The organism is Myxococcus sp. CA051A, assembly GCF_013336705.1.
GTDB lineage: Bacteria > Myxococcota > Myxococcia > Myxococcales > Myxococcaceae > Myxococcus > Myxococcus llanfairpwllgwyngyllgogerychwyrndrobwllllantysiliogogogochensis.
Genome location: NZ_JABUMS010000003.1, coordinates 122,076 through 147,315, shown reverse-complemented (window position 1 = coordinate 147,315; position 25,240 = coordinate 122,076). Strand labels below are relative to the sequence as shown.

The 25,240-nt window shown below is 69.6% G+C and carries 19 protein-coding genes; 9 read left to right on the top strand and 10 right to left on the bottom strand.

Translation table 11 applies throughout. The features are described from left to right. Window positions 1-3 precede the first annotated feature (3 nt). Genes HUA74_RS10615 through HUA74_RS10605 form a run of 3 tightly spaced genes read right to left on the bottom strand, consistent with a single transcriptional unit; the run spans window position 4 to window position 2,599 of the window. Window positions 4-945 (bottom strand): iron ABC transporter permease, encoded by a 942-nt coding sequence (locus tag HUA74_RS10615; protein ID WP_141643463.1) that lies wholly within the window; start codon window positions 943-945, stop codon window positions 4-6. Then, window positions 942-1,736 (bottom strand): ABC transporter ATP-binding protein, encoded by a 795-nt coding sequence (locus tag HUA74_RS10610; RefSeq protein WP_174454470.1) that lies wholly within the window; start codon window positions 1,734-1,736, stop codon window positions 942-944. The genes HUA74_RS10615 and HUA74_RS10610 overlap by 4 nt, the downstream gene beginning before the upstream one ends. After that, window positions 1,733-2,599, bottom strand: a complete 867-nt coding sequence (locus tag HUA74_RS10605) for an ABC transporter substrate-binding protein (protein WP_174454469.1) — start codon at window positions 2,597-2,599, stop codon at window positions 1,733-1,735. Before HUA74_RS10605 ends, HUA74_RS10610 begins: the two co-directional genes overlap by 4 nt. Before the next feature lie 62 nt (window positions 2,600-2,661). Between HUA74_RS10605 and HUA74_RS10600 the strand changes: the two genes are divergently transcribed. The 7 genes from HUA74_RS10600 (at window position 2,662) to HUA74_RS10570 (ending at window position 14,310) form a co-directional block, all read left to right on the top strand. Then, window positions 2,662-4,134: a cobyric acid synthase gene (locus HUA74_RS10600; protein WP_174454468.1), complete on the top strand. Its 1,473-nt coding sequence runs from the start codon at window positions 2,662-2,664 to the stop codon at window positions 4,132-4,134. 65 nt (window positions 4,135-4,199) lie between these two features. Then, entirely contained in the window at window positions 4,200-5,468 is a 1,269-nt protein-coding gene (locus tag HUA74_RS10595) for a hypothetical protein (protein WP_174454467.1), read from the top strand. Between the two features lie 9 nt (window positions 5,469-5,477). Beyond that, the gene (locus tag HUA74_RS10590; protein WP_174454466.1) at window positions 5,478-7,598 is read left to right on the top strand and encodes a carbamoyltransferase C-terminal domain-containing protein; all 2,121 of its coding nucleotides are present in this window, start codon (window positions 5,478-5,480) and stop codon (window positions 7,596-7,598) included. Next, entirely contained in the window at window positions 7,595-9,568 is a 1,974-nt protein-coding gene (locus HUA74_RS10585; RefSeq protein WP_371817222.1) for a TonB-dependent receptor plug domain-containing protein, read from the top strand. Before HUA74_RS10590 ends, HUA74_RS10585 begins: the two co-directional genes overlap by 4 nt. Further along, window positions 9,565-11,184 (top strand): MXAN_6577-like cysteine-rich protein, encoded by a 1,620-nt coding sequence (locus tag HUA74_RS10580; RefSeq protein ID WP_174454465.1) that lies wholly within the window; start codon window positions 9,565-9,567, stop codon window positions 11,182-11,184. The genes HUA74_RS10585 and HUA74_RS10580 overlap by 4 nt, the downstream gene beginning before the upstream one ends. Window positions 11,185-11,473: 289 nt before the next feature. After that, window positions 11,474-12,961, top strand: a complete 1,488-nt coding sequence (locus tag HUA74_RS10575; protein WP_141643455.1) for a sensor histidine kinase — start codon at window positions 11,474-11,476, stop codon at window positions 12,959-12,961. Beyond that, window positions 12,943-14,310 carry a sigma-54 dependent transcriptional regulator gene (locus HUA74_RS10570; protein WP_174454464.1) on the top strand — a complete coding sequence of 456 codons (1,368 nt, stop codon included), beginning with the start codon at window positions 12,943-12,945 and terminating at the stop codon, window positions 14,308-14,310. The genes HUA74_RS10575 and HUA74_RS10570 overlap by 19 nt, the downstream gene beginning before the upstream one ends. A gap of 3 nt (window positions 14,311-14,313) precedes the next feature. Here the strand turns inward: HUA74_RS10570 and HUA74_RS10565 are convergent, their stop codons facing one another. From HUA74_RS10565 to HUA74_RS10545, 5 genes are all read right to left on the bottom strand, one after another. Then, on the bottom strand, window positions 14,314-15,096 hold the full coding sequence (locus tag HUA74_RS10565; protein ID WP_371817221.1) for a glutaminyl-peptide cyclotransferase: 783 nt from the start codon (window positions 15,094-15,096) through the stop codon (window positions 14,314-14,316). A gap of 92 nt (window positions 15,097-15,188) precedes the next feature. After that, window positions 15,189-15,944 (bottom strand): DUF5953 family protein, encoded by a 756-nt coding sequence (locus HUA74_RS10560; RefSeq protein ID WP_174454840.1) that lies wholly within the window; start codon window positions 15,942-15,944, stop codon window positions 15,189-15,191. Then, entirely contained in the window at window positions 15,941-16,573 is a 633-nt protein-coding gene (locus tag HUA74_RS10555) for a DUF6310 domain-containing protein (RefSeq protein WP_371817220.1), read from the bottom strand. Before HUA74_RS10555 ends, HUA74_RS10560 begins: the two co-directional genes overlap by 4 nt. A 339-nt stretch (window positions 16,574-16,912) precedes the next feature. Further along, the gene (locus HUA74_RS10550; RefSeq protein ID WP_174454462.1) at window positions 16,913-17,887 is read right to left on the bottom strand and encodes a lysylphosphatidylglycerol synthase domain-containing protein; all 975 of its coding nucleotides are present in this window, start codon (window positions 17,885-17,887) and stop codon (window positions 16,913-16,915) included. A 72-nt stretch (window positions 17,888-17,959) separates the two neighbouring features. Next, window positions 17,960-18,421, bottom strand: a complete 462-nt coding sequence (locus HUA74_RS10545; protein WP_141647417.1) for a response regulator transcription factor — start codon at window positions 18,419-18,421, stop codon at window positions 17,960-17,962. A gap of 447 nt (window positions 18,422-18,868) precedes the next feature. On the opposite strand from HUA74_RS10545, the gene HUA74_RS10540 reads away from it, so the two are divergent. Further along, window positions 18,869-20,365 carry a Do family serine endopeptidase gene (locus tag HUA74_RS10540; RefSeq protein WP_174454461.1) on the top strand — a complete coding sequence of 499 codons (1,497 nt, stop codon included), beginning with the start codon at window positions 18,869-18,871 and terminating at the stop codon, window positions 20,363-20,365. A 57-nt stretch (window positions 20,366-20,422) separates the two neighbouring features. Here the strand turns inward: HUA74_RS10540 and HUA74_RS10535 are convergent, their stop codons facing one another. Continuing rightward, window positions 20,423-20,773 carry a DUF1428 domain-containing protein gene (locus HUA74_RS10535; RefSeq protein WP_141647415.1) on the bottom strand — a complete coding sequence of 117 codons (351 nt, stop codon included), beginning with the start codon at window positions 20,771-20,773 and terminating at the stop codon, window positions 20,423-20,425. 107 nt (window positions 20,774-20,880) lie between these two features. Next, a complete protein-coding gene (locus HUA74_RS10530) occupies window positions 20,881-21,027 on the bottom strand; it encodes a hypothetical protein (protein WP_174454460.1) in 147 nt (48 codons plus the stop codon). Between the two features lie 176 nt (window positions 21,028-21,203). On the opposite strand from HUA74_RS10530, the gene HUA74_RS10525 reads away from it, so the two are divergent. Next, the gene (locus HUA74_RS10525; RefSeq protein ID WP_174454459.1) at window positions 21,204-25,232 is read left to right on the top strand and encodes a protein kinase; all 4,029 of its coding nucleotides are present in this window, start codon (window positions 21,204-21,206) and stop codon (window positions 25,230-25,232) included. Window positions 25,233-25,240 lie beyond the last annotated feature (8 nt).

Here is a 25,240-nt window from a genome sequence, read left to right as displayed (position 1 = left end):
GACTCAGGACGACTTGCGCGCCACCAGGTAGATGAGGAGCGGCGTGCCCAGGGCCGCCGTCACCAGGCCCACGGGAGTCTCCCTGCCTGGAAGGATGATGCGGGCCACCGCGTCGCAGAGCACGAGGAAGCTGGCGCCCACCACCACCGAGCACGGAAGCAGCACGCGCCGACTCACCCCCAGCACCCGCCGGACGATGTGGGGGACGATGAGTTCCACGAAGGCGATGGGACCGCACCACGCGACACAGCCCGCCACGCCCAGCGCCCCCAGGCCGATGGAGGCCATGCGGACCGCGCGCACGTTGACGCCCTGCGATTCGGCGTGCTCCTCACCGGAGATGAACACCTCCAGCGCCCGCGTGAGCGTCAGCAGGCCCACCACCGACACCGCGGCAATGGGCAACAACATCACGATGTTCTGATAGCCCACCTGCGGCAGGTGGCCCATGGTCCACCGCATGGCCGTGAGCAGTTCGGCGGAGTCCGCGGAGAACTGCACGCCCGTGGAGATGGCGCCCGCCGCCATGGAGAAGGCGATGCCCGCGAGGACCAGGTCATTCATCCGCACGTTGCGCCCCGCCGCGATGGCGGCCACCAGCAGGCTGACCCCCAGCGCGCCCGCGAAGGCAGCGCCGGTGATGAGCGGCAGGCCCCACAGCGCGGTGCGCGCGCCCAGGACGATGGCCACCAGCGCGCCCAGCGTGGCGCCGGCCGTGGTGCCAATGGTGCTCGGCGCGGCGAGCGGGTTGGAGAAGAGGGACTGATACACCGCGCCCACCAGCGACAGCGTGCCTCCCACCACCAGCGCCATCAACGTCCGGGGGATGCGCAACTGCCAGAGGATGAAGTCGCGCGCGTCCGGAGGCATGGGCGGCCCGACGAAGGGCGCCACGGCGACCACGAGCGCGCACACCGCCAGCATCACCACCAGTCGCGTCCTCATTCCCCACGCTCCAGGGACATGCCCACGAAGACCCGGCGGTTCTCGACTTCGACGCCTCGCATCCGCACGGAGAACACCCGGCCCAGGTGTTCACCCAGGTCCGGAGCGTCGTAGTGCGATTCGAAGGCGACGCGGCCCTTCGACAAGCCCAGCACCCGAATCCGTCCCTCGCTGCCCGCGCGCATCGCATGGGCGAGCACGTTGATGTCGTGAGTGATGCACAGCACGCCCAGCCCCGAGCGCCACATCTGCCCCACGAGCGCATACAGCTCCAACTGCTGGGCCGGGTCCAGGAAGTTGGCGGGTTCGTCCAGCAACACCAGGGGCGCTTCCTGCGCGAGCAGCGCCGCCACCGCGACGCGCTGCTGCTCTCCGCCGGACAGCTCGGTGATGGGCCGCGAGGCGAGGGCTTCCGCCTGCACGCGGGCGAGCGCCACGAGCGCGGATTCCTCCGAGCGACGGTGGGACTCCTTGAAGCGGTAGCGCGCGGCGGCCACGTGCTCCAGCGCGGTGATGGGCTCGGACACCTGGACGCGCTGGGGCAGCCACGCGAGGAACGCGGCGCGCTCCCGGGGGGAGAGGGCTCCCACGTCGAGGCCATTCACGGTGACGCGGCCCGCGTCGGGGCGCTGAAGGCCGAGCGCCACGCGCATCAGCGTCGTCTTGCCCGCGCCATTGGGTCCCACCACGGCGACGAAATCTCCCGGTGCGACGCGGAGGGACACATCCTCCAGCAACGCCCGCTCGCCCTTGCGCACCGTCGCCCCGGAGACCTCCAGAAGAGACGTCATGGGGTCTTCGTATCGAAGCGCAGCGCGGCCTGGAGTTGCTCCACCACGTCCAGGATGCGAGGGCCGGTGGACTGCACGCCCGGGCCCGCGACCAGCTTCACCCGCCCCTGCTTCACCGCGCGCAGCACCGTCAGTTGCTTCCACGGGGCGAGCTGTCGCGCCTCCTCTTCCGGCGTCAGGCGGGGGCCCTCCACCAGCACCAGGATGATGTCCGGGTCCAACGTCATGAGCTGCTCGACGGAGACGTTGGGCGGGCCCGCGGGGTCCTCGGCGACGGCGTTGCGCGCGCCCGCCGCTTCCAGGGCCGCACCGTGAAGCGAGCCCTTGCGGATGTACCAGATGCTGGTGAGCGCGGCCTCCGGGTCGCCAATCACCAGCAGCACCCGGGGCGCGTCCGGTGGGGGCTTGCGCTTCAGCGTCGTCTCCACCTTCTGGGCGAGCTTCGTGGCCGCGTCCTCGCGCCCCGTCTGGCGGCCCAGCTCGCGAATCCCGTTCGCCACATCGTCGACGGAGAGCCAGGGCAGCACCTTCACCGGGGCGAGCGCGGACAGAGAGCCCGCGGGGGCCTGCTTCACCTGCTCATCGATGATGAGGGTGGGCTTGAGGCGGGCAATGGCCTCGTAGTTGGGCGACAGCGTGGAGCCCACCTTGGGCACGGATGCCGTCTCGGAGGGCCAGGAGGCCCAGTCGGAGAGGCCCACCACCTGCTCACCCGCACCCAGCGCGTAGAGCGTCTCCGTGATTCCGGGAGACAGCGAGACGATTCGCCGCGTCCCCGCCTCCGGAGCTGGCGCGGAGCGCTGGCAGCCGACGAGGAGCGTGAGGGAGACGACGAGCAGGGAGAGGGAGCGCGCGACGGACATGAGCAGCAGGGAACCCGTGAGAGGTTGACGCCTTATAGTGCACGCGCGCCAGGAGGCCCGCCATGCCGAAGCACCCTCACCTCATGATTCAAGGCACGGGCTCCCACGTGGGGAAGACCACGTTGGTCGCTGGCCTGTGCCGTCTGTACGCCAACAAGGGGCTGCGCGTGGCCCCCTTCAAGTCGCAGAACATGTCCCTCAACTCCTTCGTCACGGAGGAGAACGAGGAAATCGCCCGGGCGACGGCGGTGCAGTCCTTCGCGGCGAGGCAGCGGCCCATCGTCCACATGAACCCGCTGCTGCTCAAACCCAAGTCGGACAGCGTCAGCCAGCTCATCATCCACGGCCGGCCGCACCAGGACGTCGACGCGCGCGAGTACTTCCTCTCCGACACGCACCGCGCGCTCAAGCTGTCCGCCATCCAGGAGTCCATCGACCACCTGACGCGGCACTACGACCTGGTCATCGCGGAAGGCGCGGGGAGCTGCGCGGAGCCCAACCTGCGTCCGTTCGACGTGGTGAACATGGAGGTGGCCCATCGGCTGGACGCGCGCGTGTACCTGGCGGTGGACATCGACAAGGGCGGCATCGCGGCGGAGCTGCTCGGCACGTTGCGGGTGCTGGAGCTGGTGGCGCCCGAGGACTGCGAGCGCATCGCCGGCTTCATCATCAACAAGTTCCGAGGAGACCGGCAGGTCCTCCAGCCCGCCGTCGACTTCATCGAGCACCACGCGAAGCGGCCCGTCGTCGGGGTGATGCCCTACCTGTCCCTGGCGCTGGAGGAAGAGGACCGCGTCCAGCCCCGGATGCACGGCGCGCCTGAAATCGACGTGGCGGTGCTCTACCTGCCGCACATCTCCAACAGCACCGACTTCGACTATCTCCAGGAGGAGCCCCACGTGCGCGTGCGCTTCGTGCGCTCCGTGGACCAGCTTGGCGCGCCGGACGCCATCATCGTTCCCGGCACCAAGAACACGGTGGGAGACCTGCTCCACCTGCGGCGCATCGGCTTCGAGCGGGTGCTCCAGGACTTGAGCACCACCACGCCCATCGTCGGCATCTGCGGGGGCTTCCAGATGCTGGGGCGTGAGTTGCTCGACGAGGGCCGCCGCGAGTCCGAGCACGGCAGCACCACGGGGCTGGGGTTGTTGGACATCGACGTGGAGTTCCTCCCTGGCAAGACGGTCTTCAATCGTCACTACACGCCGACGCCCGACAACCCCTTCGCGAGCGCGGGCGAGGTGTCAGGGTATGAGATTCACTCCGGACTCGTCAGGTATGCGAGCGCGAGGCCGCTGTACGCCCATGCGGGCGGAGTCGATGGCGCCGTGCATGAGCGACTGCCCATCTTTGGCACGTTCATCCATGACCTGTTCAAGAATCCCCGACTCAGTCGGGCATTCATCAACACGTTGCGCCAGCGCAAGGGATTGCCAATCCTGACAGCTCCCCTGTGCAACCATGACACCCGTCGGGAGGAAAGTTATAATCGCCTCGCAGCCGCCTTGGCCGAGCACATGACAACGTTTGCCTGACTCCATCCTGCCGAGGGGGGCGCTTGGGGATTCCCGACTGAAGCGCATGTAGGAGGAGGCTCAACATGAAGCTCGATGGATTCGTTCGCGTCCTGCCACGACTGGTGCTGCTGTTTGTCATGGCCTGTCAGCACGACGCCCATGCCCAGGAACAGGCCCAGGCCGGCACCGCCGACAGCAACCTCGCCGCCCAGGTGCTCACACCCGTTGGCACCACGTATCCCTACACCCAGCAGTTGCAGTGGTTGGACTCGGGCCGTTTCATCGTTGGACGTCTGGATGGCTCCATGACGTTCTTCCGCCCTCCTGGCCCCACCGAGTGGGGACCCATGCTCACCGATGTGCTGCGCACCCCCGCCAACCGGGGCGTGGAGATGATGGCCGTCCGCGACGAGCGGACCTTCGTCACCTCCAATGACAGCACCACCATCACCCTCTGGCGCGAGCGGGATACCGCGCTGCAAGAGGACGCGGAGCCCGCGCACCTGGACAGGCTTCCTCGCGCGTTCCGCTTCGAGAACTTCGCCTACGACGCGGACGTGGGCACCGCCAACAGCGGCGTCTTCGTCGTCCACGCGAATCGCGAGTATCTGGTGACGGGCCATGAGAATGGCTTCGTCCTCATCTGGAACGTCTCGCGCAACGGCCGCCAGCTCGCGGTGCTGAAGAAGCTCAACGTCCGCTCTCCCGACCCTATCCCCAGCCCCTTCCAGCTCTGGAACGTGCGCGACATCGTCGCGTGGCGCGACGGCATCGTCATCACCGGCGCCGAGGACGGAGACCTGGTGATGCTCCAGCTCCCCCAGGGCAACGTGCTCGCCCGCAAGCGCTACAACCCGGCCGCCCAGCGCGGCATCAACGGCCTGGCCATCCTCGATGACCACCTGGTCGCCGTGGCCTGCTCCGTGGGCCCGGCGGACAAGAACACGTGGCTCTTCCGCGTGCGCCCCGCTGAATTCCAGTCCCAGGGCTCCGTGGACCTGAAGCAGAACCTGGCCCTGCCCCAGTCCTTCGCGTTCCGCGCCGCCATGGCCCGCGTCGGCGGCCAGCCGTATGCCTTCGCCACCACGCAGGAGGGCTTCTTGTGGACCGTCCTCGTCACCCCCGACGGCCAGCTCCAGGTCCAGTCCTCCAGCTCCGTGGACTTCCCCATCGGCGAGGCCATTGACTACAACCCGACCACGTCCCAGCTCGCGGCCGTGGGCGTGCTCGTCAACCTCTTCAATGTCGCCGCGCCCGCGCCCGCCGCTCCCGCGCCTCGCAAGCAGGCGGCCCCCAAGGTGGCTCCGCCCCAGGCTCCTTCCTTGAGGCCCGAGCCCGCCCCGGCGAACTGAGGCATCGCCATGTCAGGCCACAGCGCTCCGTGGGTGCTGGGCATTGGCGCGTCGAACCACAACGGCGCCGCGTGTCTGCTGCGCGGCGACGAGCTGGTCGTGGCCATCCAGGAAGAGCGCCTGCTGCGACGCAAGCGGGCGTGGATTCCTGGCGGCCTCGCGTCACTGTCGGTGCGCTACTGCCTGGAGCACGCGGGAATCCAACCCGAGGACTTGAGCCTCGTCGCGTGCTGCTCGCTGATGGGGCCTCGCGGGCCCCTCTTCGACGTGCGGGCCAACCCCGACCTCGCCCTCGCCAGGACGGGGGTGCCCACGCTCACCCTATCGCATCACCTGGGACACGCCGTCGGCGCCTTCGCCACGTCCGGCTTCGATGAGGCCCTCGTGCTCGTCGCCGACGGCTTCGGTTCCAACGTCCAGGACCTGTCCGAAACGGAGCTGGCGGCGGTCGTTTCGGAGCGGCGAGGAGAAGAGACGCTCTCCGTCTACCGCGCGTCGCGCGACGGCTTCGTCCCGCTGGAGAAGCACCTGGGGACCTTCCTGGAGGTCACCGCCTCCGCGGAACTGGAGCGCTTCCAGGGGATGCCGCGCTTCGGCAGTCTCGGCGGCCTGTACTCCGCCGTCGGGCGCCAGCTCTTCTCCGACGTGCTCGAAGGGCCGGGCAAGGTCATGGGGCTGGCGCCCTACGGCGTGCCTGACATCCCCATCACCGACTTCTTCGACATCGTCGATGGACGGTTCGTCTTCTCCGACGCCGTGCCTCGGCGCTTCCCACACAACGAGCGATGGCCTGCGCGCCAGGAGGAGTATCGGAACCTGGCGGCCTCCGCCCAGGCGGCGCTGGAAGCAGGGCTGCTGCAAATCGTCCGACGCCTTCGCGCGAGCACGTCGTGCGACAGGCTCTGTTACGCGGGCGGTGTCGCGCTCAACAGCGTGGCGAACGAGCGACTCTTCACGGAGGCGGGCTTCCGCGACGTCTACGTCATGCCCGCCGCCGAGGACAGCGGCACGGCCCTGGGCGCGGCGTATCACGGGCTCTGGCACCTGACAGGGCGACAGTCGACTCGACGGCTCCAACAGGACAGCGTGGGCAGGACCTATTCCTCCGCATGGGTGGACCGCGCCATCCAGGCGACTCCCGCTGTCGTGTCACGTCGGTTGCCCTCGGTGGTGCCCGCGGTCGCCGACCTGCTGGTGGAAGGAAAGATGCTCGGGTGGTTCCAGGGAGGCTCGGAGCTGGGCCCTCGCGCGCTCGGGCAGCGGAGCATTCTCTGCGACCCACGTCCCGGCGACATGAAGGACGTCCTCAACAGCCGGGTGAAGTTCCGCGAGGCGTTCCGTCCCTTCGCGCCCGCCATCCTCGCGGAGCATGCGCGCGAGTGGTTCGACCTCGACGACACAGCCTCCGACGACAGTCCCTTCATGCTCCGGGTGTGGCGCTTTCGCGAGGCCCAGCGTCATCGCGTCCCCGCCGTCGCCCACGTCAACGGCACGGGCCGCGTCCAGACGGTCCGCGCGGAGCACATCCCGCTGTTGCACGCGCTGCTCTCGGCGTTCCATGCGCGCACCGGCGTGCCCGTCCTGCTCAACACCTCCTTCAACGTCGCGGGAGAGCCCATCGTCGAGACACCCGAGGACGCCCTCTGGTGTCTGCTGTCCACGGGGCTCGACGGCTGCGTGCTCGGTGAGCACCTGGTGCTGAAGCAGGCGGCCTACGCTTCACTGCTGGACCTGGAGTTGCTCGTGCTCGGAGAGCGACTGGCGCCCGAGCCCTCCGGATTCACGGGTGAAACGGACCTGCGGCACCTGTTGAAGGAGCCCCTGGGCTTCGCTCTGGACGCGGAAGGTCGCGCCCTGGAGGATGCGCGCCAGATGACCGGCGGGTGGAGACATTGTGGCGCGTTCCGCGTGCGGACACCGTGGGGCACGGTGCTCCAGCTCGTCTCCCTCACGCTCTCGGAGCTGGTGACGAAGGTCGAGCCCGGAATGACGGGCTGGAAGTTGCTGGAGCGCGCCTCTCGCGAGGACTCCACGCTGGACGAAGCGCGACTGCTGCGGATGCTCGGCTCGTTGCGCCGCGCCTCCATCCTCGGCTTCGGTCCGGGACTCGCTCCCGGTACAGGAGCGTGAAGACGGCACTCACGCGGTGGCTCTTGAGTCTGGCGCTGCTGGCGTGCGCGCCGGCATGGGCCCAGTCCACCGAGGACGCGGGAACACCTCCCATGTCCGAGGTCATCGACGTGGTGGGCAAGGTGCCCGACCCCGAGCCGATGGACCGCGCGTCGCAACGAGACCCCAGCAGCGTCGTCACCGTCATCTCCGTGGAGGAGCGCGGCGGCACGGCCCGCGACACCGCCGAGGTGCTCGCCACCTCACCGGGTGTCGCCATCCAGGAGTCTGGCGGGTACGGACAGAGCAAGAGCCTGGTCGTCCGGGGAGCCTCGTCGAACGGGACGCTGGTGCTGCTCGACGGCATTCCCCTCAATGGCGCGGGGGGCAGCGCGGACCTGTCGCGCATCCCCCTGGCGCTCGCACGCGAGTTCGAGGTGCTGCGCGGAAGCGCGGGCGCGCGCTACGGCAGCGGTGGACTCGGCGGCGTGGTGAACATCGTCACCCGAAGTCCCGGCGACACGCTGAGCCTGTCCGGCGAAGTGAGCTATGGGAGCTGGGACACCGCGACGGGCTGGCTCGCCGCCACCGGCCCGCTGCTGGACAGTGAGCTGCTCCTGCTCGTGCACGGAGGCACCTCCTCCGGCGGCTTCTCCTACCCCTTCGACACCACGCCCACGTTGCCGGGAGACGCGCCCGAGACGCGGCGACGTGACAACAACGATGCACGCGGCGCGGGGGCATTGCTGCGCGTGCGGCACCGACTGGCCCCGGGCGTGGTGGTGGACGCGATGGGCGAGGGCTCGTTGGAAGGACGAGGGCTCGCGGGCACGGCGCAGAACCCCGTCGCGGATGCGCGGCAGTCCAGCCGCCGGGGCGTGCTGAGCCTGCGCGTGCTCGGCTCACTCGCGAACCGCGTCGATGTGTCGGCGCGCGCGCACTTCCGGCAGGAGCGCCTGGAGCTGTCGGGTGGCCCGGTGTCACAACAGGGCGTGCAGGTGCTGCGAGCCGGCGGAGGTGAGTTCGAGGGACGGCTGCCCCTGGGTGACTGGCACGTCGTTTCCGCGCTGGCGAGCGTGGGCGGAGAGGGCCTGTCCACGCGAGGCGTCGCCACGCCGACGGAAGAGCGGACCTCCTGGCTGCGCGCCAGCGTCATGGCGATGGATGACGTCGAGTTCCTCTCGGGGCGCCTTCACGTGACGCCTTCACTGCGACTGGAGCGCGTGGGCCCGTACACGCTGTGGTCACCCAAGTTGGGTGCCCGGGTGTCACTGCCCGCGCGCCTGGAGCTGCGCGCCAACGTGGGCCAGGCCCACCGCGCGCCTTCGTTGCTGGAGCTGTACGTACGCCAGGGCACACTGCTGCCCAACGCGGACCTGCGCGCCGAGCGGGCCGTGTCCGCGGACGTGGCCGTGGCGCACCGCACGGAGCGCTCGCTCGTGTCCGTGGGAGGGTTCCACAGCCTCTACGAAGACCTCATCGCCTACGAGGCGTATCCCCCGTTCGCCGCCAAGCCCTTCAACTTCGCCTCGGCGCGAGTCTCGGGGCTGGAAGTGGACGCGGAGGCGCGGCCCACGTCGTTCCTGTCCGGCTCCCTGGCGTACACGCTCCTCGTCTCCCGCAACCTCCGGGATGACCCGCGCTACTACCTCAAGGAGATACCGCTCCGCCCGCGCCACACGCTGTCCGCGCGCGTGGCCGCGGGCCCCTCGTGGCTGACGGGACGCGTGGAGCTGCGGGCCCAGTCCTCGCAACTGCGCAACCGCACCGGAGAGCTGCTGCTGCCAGCGCGTGCCCTGCTGCATGCGGGGGTGTCCAGCACGGTGGGGCGCAGGCCCGCGCTGACGTTCTCCGTCGACTTCAAGAACGTCTTCGACACCTTCGTCGAGGACTTCGACGGCTATCCCCTGCCGGGCCGCGCCGTGCTCGCCTCCGTGGCGATGGCACTCGACGTTTCTCCCTCTTCGCATCGAAAGGCGGACACCCCATGAATGCCGCGTCACTTCCTCCCGGGCGACACCTCGCTGCCCTGGTCTCATTGTTGTCGTGCCTGCTGCTGACGGGCTGCCCCGACGAAGGCGTCGTCTGTAGCGAGGGACTCTCCCGCTGCGGGGACACCTGCGTGGACCTCACCAGCGAGTCCGCGAACTGCGGCGAGTGTGGCAACACCTGCGGCACCGGACAGCTCTGCGCGCAGAGCGCGTGCCGCTGTCAGCAGGGCGCCACGGCCTGCGGCGGCGCCTGTGTCGATACCCAGTCCTCGCCCCAGCATTGCGGCGGCTGCGCGGGTGAAGGCGGCAAGGTTTGCCAACCCTTCGAGGTGTGCATGAACGGCGACTGCCAGGGGAGCTGCGCCGGGGGCATGCTTCAGTGCGGCAACGCGTGCATCAACGGGGAGGCCGACCCCAACAACTGTGGCGCCTGCGGCAACGTCTGCGGAGACGCCCGCAGTTGCCGGGGCAGCGTGTGCACCTATGACGTGGTGGCCACGTGCTTCAACACCGGGCAGGTGGTGGGCATCCAGTCCGGCTCGGACTTCAAGGGTCCGAACACCCTGGTGGCCTCGTCTCCGCAGAGCGCGGCGCGGATGCTGGACGTGCTGCTGGTGCTCGACTCCACGCGCAAGCTCGTCCAGGCGCGACTGAGCGACTACGGCGTGTTGCCCGCGAGCAACGACACGGGCCGCGCTCCCAACCAGGTCCTGGTCCAGGACCCGTACGTCTACATCCTCAACTCGTCCGACAACACGCTCCAGGTGCTCCGTCGCGAAGGAGACCCCCTGCCTCCCGGCCCCCCGGGCTCCCGCTTCCCCAACGGCATCACCTTCACCAACGTCGCGAGCGTGAGCTTCGGCGCGAACACCAATCCCTTCGCCATGACGAGGACGGGCACCCACGACCTCTGGGTCACGCTCTACGGCAACCTGTTGGGAGACCCGTCCGCCGGGGGCCGTGTGGTGCGCGTCTCGCTGGCCAACAACGAACCCGCCGTGGTGGACACCATCGTGCTGCCCTCGGGGGCCGCGCTGAAGCCCTTCCCCGACAACACGACGCTGTCCACGCCCACCGGCATCACCGAACACCACGGCAAGCTGTACGTCACCCTCAACAACCTGAACCCCGTCACGTACAGCCCCGGCGGGCCTGGCCTGCTCGCACGCATCGACCCGACGAGCCGCGCGGTGGACCTCATCGACCTGGGCGACGGCTGCCTCAACCCGGGCTCCGTGGCTCCCGTGGGCGAGCAGCTCCTCGTGAGCTGCGGCGGCAAGGCCGTCTATGACACCAACTTCAAGCTGCTGTCCGTGGAGCGCTCGGCGCTGGTGCTCCTCGACGCGCAGGACCGCGTGGTGTCCACCGCGCCCATCCAGTGCTCGCCGGGCATCGGCTCCTGTCCGATTCCGGCCGCCGGCCGCTTCGCCGTGGTCGGCAATCGCACCTACCTGGGCGACACCAACGGCGGGCGCATCTTCGTCCACGAGGTCGTGGGCAGCACGCTCGTCGAGCGCAGGGGACTCCTCGACACGTCGGAGCCCGCCATCGCCGCCTGCCCCGCGAGTGGCTTCTCGCTGGTCAGCGACGTGGTGGCCCTGCCCAAGGGGTTCTGAGGCGGGGGCACTTCGCCCCCACGGGGCAATGTGCCCCGGTCTCGGCGGGTCATCCCGCCCCGCCGAGACACCCTCCTCCGAGGCAGAGCGCTCCGAGCACCGCCCTGGCATGGCGGATGCTCTAGGCCTCCGTGTGACGCACGAAGGTCGCTCCCACTCCCTCCAAGGACTCCGGCACGACGCACTGCTCTCTTCTCGCGGCACTCGCGGTACGTTGTGAGTACTTCCTTCCGGTCCATGCGTATTCGACCCCTCCAAGGTGCATGGACCGGAATAGCCTCGACCTCCCGTGAAACTCGCTCGCAAGTTCACCCTCGCCCTCGTCCTGCTCGCCGTGGCTGTCATCGCCGGGCTGCAGGTCATCCAGGTTCGCCGTGAGCTGGAGCGCTCGGCGCTGGACATGCAACACGACCACCAGCTGCTCGGTCACACGCTCGCCGGAGCCATCGGCAAGGCGTGGCAGCTCGCCGGTGAGCGTGAAGCCCTCACCATCCTGAACCAGTCCAACAGCTACCAGGGGCAGGTCCACCTGCGCTGGGTCTGGCTGGATGGTGGCCCGGGGACTCCGTCACTCGTCGGATTCCCGCCGCGCCTGCTGGCCACGTTGCGCCAGGGGAAGGACGGCTCCATGGTGGACCCGAGCCCGGACCCTGGCCTGCTGCACTCCTACACGCCGGTCTTCATCGGCCGGGGCCAGCGCTTTGGCGCCATCGAAATCACCGAGTCGCTGGGCGAGGAGCGCCAGCACGTCTTCGTCACGGTGGTGGGCACCATCGTCGCCACCGGCACCATCACCTTCGCCTTCTTCATCGCCGCCATGGCCATGGGCCGCAAGCTCGTCGGCGAGCCCGTGGACGAGCTGGTCCAACTGGCGAACCGCTTCGGCCAGGGCGACTTGACGGCCCGCGTGCGGCTGCCGACCCGGCGCCGGGGTGATGAAATCACCATGCTGGCCAACGCGATGAACCGCATGGGCGAGCAGTTGGAGGAGACGCGCTCCCGCCTGTCCTCGGAGACTGTCGCGCGCCTGTCCGCGGTGGAGCACCTGCGCCACGCGGACCGGCTCACCACCGTGGGCAAGCTCGCCTCCGGCGTGGCGCACGAGCTGGGCACGCCGCTCAACGTGGTGATGGGCCGCTCGAAGATGATTTCCTCGGGCGAAGCGGAGGGCGAGGAGGTGGGCGAGTGCGCTCGCATCATCAGCCAGCAGGCCCAGCACATGACGGGCATCATCCGGCAGTTGCTCGACTTCGCGCGGCGCCGCGCGCCCCACCGGGCCCCGGAGGACGTGCGGGAGCTGGTGGACCGCTCGCTGTCGCTGCTCAAGCCCATGGCCTCCAAGAAGAGCATCACCCTGGTGGACGACGTGCCCCCGGGTGTCATGCTGGAGGCCGATGGAGGACAGGTGCAGCAGGTGCTGACGAACCTGGTGATGAACGCGCTGCAGGCGATGAACAAGCCCGGAACGGTGCGCATCCACGCGACGCGCACGCGCGCCACACCGCCCACTGACGTGGGGGGCGCGGAGAGCAGCTACGTGCGGGTGGACGTGGAGGACGAGGGCGGCGGAATCCCCCCGGACGTGCTGGGCCATGTCTTCGAGCCCTTCTTCACCACGAAGGACGTGGGCGAGGGCACGGGGCTGGGGCTGTCCGTTTCGTATGGTCTTGTCAGAGACCATGGCGGCTGGATTGCCGTGCGCAGCGAGCTGGGACGCGGTAGCTGCTTCTCCATCTACCTGCCGAGCGGAGGGGACACATGCCAGGCCGCGTCCTGATGGTCGAGGACGAGCGCGAGATGCGCGCCATGTTGGAGAAGGGGTTGACCCGTCGGGGCTACACGCCCGTGGCGCTCGGGTCCGCCGACGAGGCGCTGGCGCGACTGTCCGGCGAGGACTTCGACGTGGTGTTGACGGACCTGCGCATGCCCGGGATGGATGGGCTGGCGCTGTGCGAGCGCATCGTCCTCAACCGGCCGGACATCCCCGTCATCGTGTTGACGGCGTTCGGGAGCCTGGAGACGGCCGTCGCCGCCATCCGCGCGGGGGCGTACGACTTCGTCACCAAGCCCATCGACCTGGACGCGCTGGTGCTGGTGCTGGAGCGCGCGGTGCAGCACCGGGCCCTGCGCGACGAGGTGCGCCGGCTGCGGCAGGAGCTGGGACGGCAGCAGGACAGCGGCGCGGTGGTGGGAGAGAGCCCCGCCATGCAGCAGGCCTATGCGCTCATCGACCGGGTGGCGGACCTGGACTCCACGGTGCTGATTACCGGCGAGAGCGGCACGGGCAAGGAAGTGGCCGCGCGCGCGGTGCACACGCGGGGGCGTCGCTCGGCGGGGCCGTTCGTGGCGCTCAACTGCGCGGCGATGCCGGAGGCGCTGCTGGAGAGCGAGCTGTTCGGCCACGCCAAGGGCGCCTTCACGGACGCCAAGGCGACGCGCACGGGCCTCTTCGTCCAGGCCAATGGCGGCACGCTGTTCCTGGATGAAGTGGGTGAATTGCCGCTCACACTCCAGCCCAAGCTCTTGCGCGCGCTCCAGGAGCGAGTGGTGCGGCCGGTGGGTGGGGACACGGAGGTGCCGTTCGACGCGCGCATCGTGGCGGCGACGAATCGGGACTTGGAGCTGGCGGTGGAGGAGGGCCGGTTCCGCGAGGACCTGTACTACCGGCTCAACGTCATCGGCGTGGAGCTGCCTCCGCTGCGGGCGCGGGGCAATGACGTGCTGCTGTTGTCGCAGCGTTTCATCGAGCAGTTCGCGGCGCGCAACAACAAGCGCGTGGTGGGACTGTCTCCGGCGGCGGCGCAGCGGCTGTTGGCCTATGGGTGGCCGGGGAACGTGCGGGAGCTGCAGAACTGCATGGAGCGCGCGGTGGCGCTCACGTCGTTCGAGCAGCTCACGGTGGATGACCTGCCCGAGCGCATCCGGAACTACAGCCAGCCGAAGGTGGTGCCGGAGAACACGGACCCGTCGGAGCTGGTGACGCTGGAGGAGCTGGAGCGGCGCTACATCCACCGCGTGCTGGAGGCGGTGGGTGGCAGTCGGACGCTGGCGGCGCGCATCCTCGGCGTGGACCGGAAGACGCTGTACCGGAAGCTGGAGCGCGACGACGAGGCGAAGAAGCCCTGAGCGTCAGTCGACGGTTTCCAGGCGCACTTCGAAGAGCTTCGGCCAGAGCTTGCCGGTCATCAGCATGCGGCCGGTGCCGGGCTCCACCGCGATGCCGTTGAGGACGGCCTCGCGGCTGTTCAGCTGGGGAGACACGGCGCGCGACAGGGCGGAGGCGTCGATGATGGCGGTGACGTGGCCCGTGGCGGGGTCGATTTCCAGCACGCTCGAGGAGTGCCAGACGTTGGCGTAGATGACGCCGTTGGCGCACTCGAGTTCGTTGAGCTGGTCCTGGGGGAGGCCTTGCAGGGTGACTTCCACGGAGCCCACGGGCTCGAAGGTGTCGGGTGCGTGGAAGGTCAGCATGGAGGTGCCGTCGCTGCGGACCAGGCGGCCCTGCCAGTAGCACAGGCCCCAGCCGTCACCGGAGTAACGCGTGGTGCGCTCACGCGTGGGGGGCAGGCCGCTCCACGTGTAGAGCAGGCCCTCCGTCCAGGTGAGCTGGTAGAGGCGCTCGCCGTCGCTGGCGAGGCCCTCCGTGAAGATGTTGCCCAGCGGCTCCATCCACAGCGGCGTGGCGGACTCCAGGGAGAGTTCGCGCAGCGTGCCCTGATTGCCGGTGCTTTCAAACAAGCGACCCTGGTGGAAGACGAGGCCCTGCGTGAAGGCGTCCGTCGAGTGCGGATACTCCTGGACGATGTGCGCGACCTTCCGCGTCGGCGCGCCCTCGGGGGTGATGCGCCGCTGCGCGGGGCCACAGCTACAGCCGTTGCCCAGCCCCATGCCCAGGACACAGAGCGCCGACACCCACGCTGTTTGATGGACTCGCATCGAGTGGGCCACGGAAGCAGGAAACGAAGGCCGGCACAACACGCGCGCGGAGCCCCTGTTCACGAAGGTCAAGGAACTGAGCGACCACCAATCTCCGGGAACCGTTCATAGGTCCGCAGGAGCACGTCCAGATGGGCGGGGTCATCCAGGTCGAGCGGCGCGTCCGTGAGCTGTACGACCCACCCGCCCGATGGAGTTCCACGCGCTCGCGTGAGCAGTTCGGCGTCGCGCGAGGCATCCGGAAACCCGATGGCTCGGGCAGCAGCAGCCGACCAATAGTTCAGCCACCCCAAGCGATGGGGAATCTCCGGCGAGCGGATTCTCTCAGGGAATTTGAGTACTGGGAGCCCTCGGGGCGGAACCCCAGGCTTGTGCACCGGGTCGACCGTCTGCCCAGCGATCTGCGCCGCCGCTTTGGACGGCGTCGCATGCCCCCAGTACGCGCGGGCGCCCTCCGCCACGCCTTCAAGCACACCCGGCGCCACCGCGGTCATGGCCTCATCCAGCGGCAGCTTTGCATGGACATCGAGCATCGGCTGACCGCCCGGCGCCTGACTCCCAGGTGTTTGCAGTCCATGAACCATCACGGGGTAGCGCTCGTCACCGTTGCACACGAGAGGGAATCCCCCGTCCCTCATCTCCTCAGCGAGCCATGTGTCGCGCGCAGGCAAGGCGATGGGGTGCCCGTCTTCGGAGACCTTCCACTCCAGACGCAAGCCGAGCAGAGCCCGTTCCATGCCTTGGATGACCGCGAGCACGCGGCCGTCACTGTTCGTGAGCGCTGGCGCGTAGACGGCGATGCCGAGCCTTCTTCGAGTTGTCACCGCTTGCATCCCGTGACGACGATGTTGAGAGTTGCTTCTTCTTCCACCAGTGCTTCCTTGTGGGCTTCGGTGCTCACCCCAACCACGAAGCCATATCCGCACTCGGTCGCGATGCTTCGCTCTTCTCGCATCGTCGCCACCTGCTGCCGGACCACCTGCCCCTGAAGGAAATCAGAGTACGTGTCGAATTGATCGGTCTTGATTTCCCACAGCACACGCACGCCGACCTGCAGCGCGTCGAAGCGTTTGCCCTTCACGAGCACGTCCTTGCCGGGAAATCGGTTCGGAGGGAACTGGTCGGCGCACCTGTCATGAGCTGCATCTCCGCCAAGGTGAGGCACTGGGACGGGCTCACACCGGGGGTGGCGCTCTTTCTCAGGGGAATCGGGTGGTGTTGGAGAAAACCAGTCCTGCCCTGCTGGCTCGGGTTGGGGCTTTCGATTCGAGGAGGACTCCCGCGATGCTGGCTTCGCCAGGAGCGTGACCTCTTCCTCCTCGGGGTGACTCCCGCTCAGGGCATATGCATCCAGCGCCTCTTTGATGGCGACGCCCACCACCAATACGCCAACGACAAGTACAGCACCCGCGATGAGTTCCGGGGCCGCGAGGACACAGAGTCCGGTTCCCATGACAGCCATGCCCACCGAGGCAACGGCGCACCTGCCCGTGGGGTCATTGAACCGGACTCGATCATGGTCGAGTGCCTGGAAACACCGCTCCGCCAGTACGGGCCATGGCTGGGAGGCCTGATGGACGGCGCACTTCCCTCCGTCCGTCCACGGCAGCTTTGCCGCTCTCTGGAGATTGGCGACCCTCCGGCTCGGGGGCACGCGCGCTCCTGGACCCGGGGCCGACGTCGCACACGCCGAGAAGAAGAGCAGGAGCACGGCGCACGCGAGGAGTCGCATCGCTCCATCCTCGCGGACCTTCGCTAGAGGATGCCAGCCCCGCGAGACGAGCGTCCTCCCTCACCCCTCCTGCCGTCGCCGTCCCAGCCGCGCTCGCAGCTCCGCCAGGTGGCCGCGGTGCTGCGAAAGCTCGTGCCCCAGCAGCATCACCACCGCCACCGCGAAGGGCAGCAGGTAGTAGACGATGCGGTACACCACGAGCGTGCCGAGCAGCATCGACGCCGGCACCTCCGGCGTCAGCGCCGCCAGGATGATGGAGTCGAACACGCCCAGCCCTCCGGGCACCTGACTCGCGATGCCCACGAGCTGCGCCACCGCGAACAACGCCACCATGCTCGGCGGCGAAATCCCCACCCCTGACGGCAACAACACCCACAACACCATCGCCGCCAGCGACCAGTCCAGGCACGACACCACGAGCTGCTCCAACGCCTGCCTCAGCGTGGGCAACGACACCTCCAGATGCAGGCGCTCCACCTTCAGCGTCCGCCGCATCCGCGCGCACAGCACCAGATAGCCCAGCAACACCCCGAGCAGCGAGAAGCCCAGCCCCCGCGCCACCCCGGGCGAGAGCGACAGCGACGCCATGGCTCCCTGCCCCGCATCCACCACCAGCGCCACACCCGCCACCGCCAACAACCCCACCCAGAACGTCAGCGCGTTGAACGTCCCCACCTGCGCCACATCCAGCGCCGTCAACCCCCGCGCCGAATACAGCCGGTAGCGAACGCCCCCTCCCGTGAGGAACGACATGCCGATGTTGTGGCCGAACGCGTAGCCCACGAACGCCGTGAACCCCACCTGCCGATAGGGCAGCCTGCGCCCCAGGTGCTTCAGCGCCAGCACGTCATAGAGCGTCAGCGCCAGGTAGTTGAACGCCGCGCACACCACCGCCAACACGATGCGCTCGCGAGGAATCGACGCCAGCCCTTCGGCCACGTCCGCCCCTCGCAATTCATGCAGCTCGTGGCGCATCACGATGAACGCCAGCGCCAGCAGCACCAGGGGGAGCAAGGCGAGGAGCGCTCGCCTCAACGCGGTTCGAGAGAGCACCCTTCGAGAGTGCACACCTGCTTCCATCCCCGCCCGCGTCGGGCAGGCAGGCGCTCAGCGGACCGGCGGAACGAGCGCCTCCGCCGTGGCGCACAAGTCCTCCATCGCGAAGGGCTTGTCCAACACACGCGCCGCGCCCAACAGCTCCGCGTCCCGATGCAGCTGCGCATCTCCAAACGCGGTGATGAGGATGACCGGCGTCGTCCAGCCCTCGCGCCGCAGCCGCGCCACCACTTCCAGCCCCGAGTACCCCGGCATGCGCACGTCGGTGATGATGAGGTCCGGCACCTGCGTCTGGTCCGCGAGCAGGCCATCGATGATGGCCTTCACCAACCCAGGCCCGTCCGCCGCCTCCACCACCTCATAACCCTGGCGCTTGAGCGCCCTGCGCAACAACGCACGCATCTCCGGCTGATCCTCCGCGACGAGCACTCGCGGGCGCTGCCCTCGCTCCGGGTCCAGGAGCGGCCACGGCCGCGCTCCTGATTGCTGCTCCTGCTCTTCGTCTGGCCCCATCAAAGGTCGACTCCTTCCAGCGCGGTGGGCTGCCCGCCCTCTCTCCAGCCTCCACGATGAAGGCCGGAACGTGGGTGCGAGCGGGTCCGGGCAGAGCATTCGACGTGCCACTTCATTCCCCAGGAGAAGGAGGCACTTCGCCCCGGGGACATTTGCCCCGAGCGGGGCACATTGCCCCGCGCTTCCTGCCCCGCGGCTCCCACCCTCAGAGGAGAGTCCCCCGCGCGGAGCCCTGGCCCGGCACGTGCACAGGTGTCTGGCATCGGTTCGGATGTGGGGACTCGCGGAACGAGCCCCGAGCAATGGCAGCCGTCGGGAGTCGGGGGACGACCAGCGGCACACCTTTCCACCTCCAAGGGGAGCCGCTCCGCGTCCTCCCCACGTCCGGGCCGATTCTCAAACACTCTTTCCTGGCCGGAACGCCTCCGGCCTCACGGAGAACGAACGATGGCCTGCTCGCTCCCCTCTCGCCGTTTCCTCGGTGCCCTGGCCCTCCTGCCCGCCGCGACGCTGGGCTTCGCGTGCGGACAGGCCCAGGCCCTGGGTGCCTCCAATTCCTCTCAAGCGACCGCCACGGTCGCCGCCACCGCGACGGCCGCCGCCGCGACACCTTCCGGCGCGCCCGTGCAGCCCGCGCGCTTCAATCCCGCGACGTCCGGCACCGTCACCTCGCTGGCGCCACTCGTCGACTCGGTGAAGGGCTCCGTCGTCTATGTCGAAGTGCAGGCCCGCCCCAAGCGCATGTCGGGCATGCAGGGCCTGCCTCCGGGCTTCGCGGAGCGCTTCGGCATGCCGCCGGGCATGCAGGGCAATCCGCAGCCGCGCCAGGGCCTGGGCTCGGGCTTCATCATCGACGCGACGGGCACCGTCCTCACCAACAACCACGTGGTGGAGGGCGCGGACGCGGTGCGCGTGAAGCTGGAGGATGGCCGCTCGTTCGACGCGGAGGTGCTGGGCAGAGACCCGCTCACCGACGTCGCGCTGCTCAAGCTCAAGGGCGCGCCGAACAACCTGCCCTTCGTGCCGCTGGGTGACTCGGACGCGGTGCGCGTGGGCGACGCGGTGATGGCCATCGGCAATCCGTTCGGCCTGGACTCCAGCGTCAGCGCCGGCATCCTCTCCGCACGCGCTCGCGACATCCACTCCGGCCCCTATGACGACTTCCTCCAGACGGACGCCGCCATCAACCCCGGCAACTCCGGCGGCCCGCTCTTCAACATGAAGGGCGAAGTGGTGGGCATGAACACCGCCATCATCGGCGGCGCCAGCGGCATCGGCTTCGCGGTGCCCAGCAACCTCATCCGCGCGCTGTTGCCCCAACTCCAGGAGACGGGCGCGGTGCGCCGTGGCTACCTGGGCCTGGCCATCCAGGACCTCACGCCGGAATTGGCGCGCGCGCTCAAGGTCGACGCGGCCAAGGGCGCCGTCGTGTCCGGCATCAGCCGAGGGGGCCCTGGCGACCGCGCGGGCCTCAAGGAAGAGGACATCATCACCTCCGTCGGAGGTCGCGCGGTGGAGTCCGCTGGAGCGCTCACCCGCGCCGTGGCGCTGCTCAAGCCCGACAGCCGCGTGAAGGTGGAGCTGGTGCGCGGTGGCAAGCCCCTGTCGCTGGAGGTGACGCTCGGAACGCGTCCGGCCCAGCGCGGCGAGGAGGAAGTCACGCCGCGCAACTTCACCGCTCCCGCCACGCGCAAGCTGGGCATCAGCCTGCGTGACGCGGAAGGCGGCGGCGCTCAAATCATGGAAGTGGAGCCCGGCAGCCCCGCCGAGCGCGCGGGCCTGATGCCCGGCATGGTGCTGGTGCAGGTGGGTGACGACAAGGTGTCCAGCGCGTCCGACGCGGCCAACACCCTGTCCTCTGTGAAGTCGGGCGCCGCGCTCCTGTTGCGCGTGCGAGCCCCGGACTCGGAATCCACGGTGCTTCGCGCCCTGGAAATTCCGTAGTCCCTCACGGTGTCCGGCGGGCCTTCCCTCCCACCCGCCGGACGCCGCTGAGGTTTTCTAGAGCGAGACGATGGGCTTGAAGCCGCCGTACATCATCCGCTTCATGTCGAAGGGCATGCTCTGCATGCCACTCAGGCGGGGGTCCTTCATGACCAGCTTGTTGATGCGATTGCGGTCGGCCTTCGACGCATAGACGATGAAGGAGAACACCACCGTCTCCCCGGGCTTGCGCTTCACGCTCTTGGCGAACAGGGCGAGCGGGGCTTCGGCGATGTCATCGGCGACGCACTCGGTGTACTGGAGCGCGCCGTGCTCGCGCCAGATCTTGCCGGCCTTGCGCGCAATCTTGCGGTAGGCGGCGAGGTTCTTCGTGGGCATTGGCAGGACGAATCCATCGACGTAGGGCATGACAACCTCCAGGAACGAGAAGAGCGGTCAGTCAAACACGCCGCTCCTCGCGCCACGGGAAGCATCCCTTCATCACGACGAAATTCCGACACCTCGGCGCGACGCGCTCACGTCCCCGGGCGGAAGCGCAGGGCGCTCCAGACCGTGTCGATGGCCACCTGCCGCACGGCCTGGATTCCCTCCTGCTCCAGGCGCCTGGCGAGGATGTCCCGGTTGAGGTCCGTGTCGAGCTGCCCCGCCTTTGGGTACGCCACCCACGCGACGCGGTCCTCCTCGGGGAAGGCGGCATGACAGCATCGCCACCCGGGCGGGGCAATGAACGTGCGTTCGCGCCAGCAAGAGGCCCTGGAGTCCAGGTGATGCGAGACCGACCCCCGGGGTTTCCAGGGGGTGTCCTGAATCCCCATTGCATTTGGCGTAGAGTTGCCGCGTGCCGCGGTGCCAGACATGTGGGCGGCGCTGGGAAGGCTCCCACGCGCCGTGCCCGCCGAACTCACCCGTCGACGGGGCGGGACGTGCGTCGTCCGCCGAGCCCCCTCCACCACTCATCCCCGGCTACCTCGTCGAAGGGGTGCTGGCGCGCGGCGGCTTCGGCGTGCTGCTGGGCGCCCGGCGTGAGACGGACCAGCAACGCGTGGCCATCAAGCTGGCCCGCACCGGCAATGCCCTGGCCCGCGCGCAGCTCGTCCGGGAGTCGGAGGCGCTGCGCACCCTGGGGCCGCCCACCGTACCCGCGCTGTACGAGGTGGGCGTGCTCTCCGGAGGCATTCGCTTCCTCGTCATGGAGCACGTCCCGCTGCCCACCCTGGCGGAGCGGCTGGCGCGCGCCGCGGGGCCCGTGCCGGCCCAGGAGCTGGCCGCCCTGGCCCTGTCCGTGGCGGACACGGTGGCCCACGTCCACGCGCGAGGGCTGGCGCACTGCGACTTGAAGCCCGAGCACCTCTTCCTGAACGAGGACGGCGGCGGGCAGGTGCGTGTCTTCGACTTCGGCCTGGTGCGCGGAACCTCTCCCCTGGAGGGCTCGGCCCTGCCCGGTGAGGGCGCGACGACGAGCGACTCGTCTGGCTTCGCCGGCACCGCGGAGTACATGGCGCCGGAGCAGTGCGCGGGAAACTCGGACGTGGACGCGCGCACGGACGTGTACGCGCTGGGTGTGCTGCTCTACGAGATGCTCACCGGTCGGCCGCCCTTCTTCGGCCCCACGCCGGACGTGCTCCAGGCACACCTGGCCCTGCGCCCGCCTCCACCCTCCGACTTCGCGCCCGTGCCTCCGGCGCTGGAGGAAGTCGTGCTGCGGTGTCTGGCCAAGGAGCGCGCGCGCAGACCCGAGGACGCCACGGCGCTCGGCACCGCGCTGCGCGAGGCCTTCACCCACGCGCACCGTCCCCACGAGCCCGTCACGCCCCGTCCCACCGCACCCGGTGAGCCTCGGCCCGCGCAGGTGCGCCGCTCGGTCGCCGTGCTCTTCCTGACGTCCCGCGCCAACCCCGTCAGCCTGCAGAAGGGGCTCGCTTCCTACGGTGGGCATCTGGCCTTCACGGATGGGCCGCGCATCGCCGCCGTGTTCGACCCAGACGTGGGAGAAAATCCCGTGCGCCGGGCCATGCGCGCAGCGGAGGGACTGGCCGACCGGGGACTGGCCGCGAGCGCCCTGGTGGACGTGTCCGCCGTCACCGTCCAGCGCCGTCCCACCGGCACCCCTCGCTACCTGGGCGCCATCCTCTCCCGCGCGGACCGCTACCCCATTGGCCCGGAGACCCACGGGCTCCTGCTGTCTCCCGCCGCCGCGGAGGCCGTGCCGGAGGTGCCCTGCACGGAGGTGCCCGGCCATCCCGGCCTGCTGCGTCCCGCGTCCCCAGGCGCCGCGCCTCGTCCAGACATCACCGTGCTCCAGTTGGGCAGCGAGGTGCTCGTCGGCCGCGAGGCGGAGCTGACCTCGCTGTTGGACAGCGCCCGCGCGGCGGTGGGCGAAGCGGCGCCGACGCTGGTCACCGTGATGGGCGAGCGAGGGCTGGGCAAGAGCCACCTCGCCGCGGCGCTCGCTCGCGAACTCCAGATGCAGTTGCCACTGACTCGCATCTACACCACGCGCTCACGCGAGCCGGTCCAGGGCGACCCGGACGGTACGCTGCGCACGCTCCTGCGCTGCGCGCTCAATGCCTTCGAGAGCGACAACACGGACACGGAGGAGCAGGGCCGCGCGTCCATCATGCAGCGGCTGGGGCCCACGCTCGGCACGGAGTTGTGGCCGGGCGTGGCCGCGACGCTGGGGTGGTATGCGCCGGGCGGGCCGGAGCTGCAGAGCTGGGCGGCGGCGCCGGGTGCGCTGCGCTCCCTGGCCATGCGCGCCACGGGTGAGTTGCTGGCCGCCACCGCACGCGAGCGCTCGCTGTGTCTGGTCATCGACGACGCGCACTTCGCGGAGGAGACGGCGCTGGATGCGCTGGAGTACGCGTGTCTCGCCGAGGCGAGCGTCCCCATCTGGGTGTGTGTGCTGGCGCGCCCGGGGTTCGAGAAGAGCCGGCCACTGTGGGGCACTCGCGCGGCCCGACAGTCCACGGTGACCCTGCGCGCGCTGGGGGCGGAGCAGGCGCAGGAGCTGTGCCGCATGCTCCTCAAGCCGGTGGAGAACGTGCCGGCGCAGGCGGTGGACCGCATCGTCGAGCGCGCCCAGCACGTGCCGCTCTACATGGTGGAACTGGTGCGCGGCCTCAAGCGCCAGGGACTGGTGCGCCAGCGCGCTCCGGGCGGGAGCTGGTACCTCGTCACCGACGGCGTGGAGAAGGTGCCCGAGCTGCGGCTCGTGGAGTGGCTGGCGGACCGCGAGTTGGGGGCGCTGCCGCCGACGCTCGCCGCGCACGCCCGGCTGTGCGCCCTGCTGGGCACGGACTTCACCGCCGCCACGGCGGAGGGCGTGGTGCGGGAGCTGGAGCGCGACGGCGCGGCCGGTGGCTTCCCGCTGGATGCGGGACATGCGACGCGCAGGTTGCTGGACTCTGGACTGCTGGTGTCCCACCGCCTGGAAGGACTGAGCTTCCGCAACGAACTCTTGCGCGACGCGGTCGCCGCCACCCTCCCCGCCGCCGAACGCCAGCGCATCCACCGCGCCGCGTACCGCTACTTCCTGGGCCCCACCGGGGCCAGCGAGCGGCAGCGCCTGCCTCGGCTGGCCCTGCATGCCGCCGCCGCGGACCTGCGCGACGAGGCCGCCGCGCTCTCCATCGACCTGGCCGAGTCCGCACGCGGACGCCACGCGTTCCTCGACGCGGAGGCCATGTACACGCGCTCGCTGGACCTGCTGGAGAGCACGGACGAGCTGCGCTGCCTCACCGCGCTGCGAGGACGCGGGCTGATGCGCATCCGCATCGGTCGGTATGACGACTCGCTGGCGGACTTCGCCGCCGCTCGGGAGCGAGCCCAACGGTTGGGTGACACGCGCACGGAGGTGGAGCTGCTGCTCGACGAGGCCATGGCGCTGGACTGGGTGAATGACTATCCCGCCAGCGAGGCTCGCGCGCTGGAGGCACAGGCGAAGGCGGCCCGCGTGGGCTCGGCCTATGTGCAGGGCCGGCTGCTCCTGGCGGTGGGCCGCGCGCTGTTCCGCAAGGGCGAGTGGCAGGAAGCCCGCGAGCCCCTGGAGGCGGCGGCGGAGATTGCCCGGCGCCTGGGCGACGCGGGCTATGAGACGCAGGTGGTGTCCCAGTTGCTGCTGGCGGTGATGCTCCCCAATCTGGGCGACATCGACGAGACGGACCGGGTGCTGTCGGAGGTCGTCGCCGCGTGCACCGAGCGTGGAGACCTGTTCCATCTGGGCAGCGCCATCAACAACCGCCGCAACCTGTGGGTGGCTCGCAGGGATTTGGCCAACGCGTTGAAGGACCAGGAGCGCTTCATGCACCTGGGACGCGAGCTGGGCATGGTGGGCTGGGAGTACTTCGCCGAGCACAACCTGGGTGAGCTCCACTACCAGGCGGGAGACGTCGACGCGGCCACGCCGCACATCACCCGGGCCATCACGCTGGAGCGCCGGCACCCGGAGGTGGCGCCACGTCCGTGGGCCCTGCTGCTCCAGGCGCGCACCATGGCGTGGCTGGGACGGCAGGCGCGGGCCCGCGAGTTGCTCGCGCAGGTGCGGCAGGTGTTGTCGGAGGGCCGCAATGGGGTGGAGCTGAGTCCGTCGGAGGAGGTGCTCTTCGCCATGGTGGAGCTGGCCACGCGCGACGCCACGGCGGAGGCCTGGCACACGCTGCGGGAGTGGTCCGCCCAGGTGTCCGTGGAGCAGGAGCCGCTCGAGGTGCTGGAGATGATGGGGTTGGCGGCGCTGCGCCGGGGTGAGCGAGAGGAAGCCATCCGCATCCTGACGGACGCGCTTCAGCTCGCCTCACGGCTGCCCAATCTCATGGAAGCGCGCATCCGCCGCTCGCTGGAGCGTGCTCGGGACAACGCCCCTCCGACGTGAAGTGTCCG

Bases quoted from the DNA above. Each gene is read 5' to 3' on its own strand.
- HUA74_RS10615 (WP_141643463.1), bottom strand. From the start codon at position 945: ATGAGGACGCGACTGGTGGTGATGCTGGCGGTGTGCGCGCTCGTGGTC.
- HUA74_RS10610 (WP_174454470.1), bottom strand. From the start codon at position 1,736: ATGACGTCTCTTCTGGAGGTCTCCGGGGCGACGGTGCGCAAGGGCGAG.
- HUA74_RS10605 (WP_174454469.1), bottom strand. From the start codon at position 2,599: ATGTCCGTCGCGCGCTCCCTCTCCCTGCTCGTCGTCTCCCTCACGCTC.
- HUA74_RS10600 (WP_174454468.1), top strand. From the start codon at position 2,662: ATGCCGAAGCACCCTCACCTCATGATTCAAGGCACGGGCTCCCACGTG.
- HUA74_RS10595 (WP_174454467.1), top strand. From the start codon at position 4,200: ATGAAGCTCGATGGATTCGTTCGCGTCCTGCCACGACTGGTGCTGCTG.
- HUA74_RS10590 (WP_174454466.1), top strand. From the start codon at position 5,478: ATGTCAGGCCACAGCGCTCCGTGGGTGCTGGGCATTGGCGCGTCGAAC.
- HUA74_RS10580 (WP_174454465.1), top strand. From the start codon at position 9,565: ATGAATGCCGCGTCACTTCCTCCCGGGCGACACCTCGCTGCCCTGGTC.
- HUA74_RS10570 (WP_174454464.1), top strand. From the start codon at position 12,943: ATGCCAGGCCGCGTCCTGATGGTCGAGGACGAGCGCGAGATGCGCGCC.
- HUA74_RS10555 (WP_371817220.1), bottom strand. From the start codon at position 16,573: ATGGGAACCGGACTCTGTGTCCTCGCGGCCCCGGAACTCATCGCGGGT.
- HUA74_RS10545 (WP_141647417.1), bottom strand. From the start codon at position 18,421: ATGGGGCCAGACGAAGAGCAGGAGCAGCAATCAGGAGCGCGGCCGTGG.
- HUA74_RS10540 (WP_174454461.1), top strand. From the start codon at position 18,869: ATGGCCTGCTCGCTCCCCTCTCGCCGTTTCCTCGGTGCCCTGGCCCTC.
- HUA74_RS10535 (WP_141647415.1), bottom strand. From the start codon at position 20,773: ATGCCCTACGTCGATGGATTCGTCCTGCCAATGCCCACGAAGAACCTC.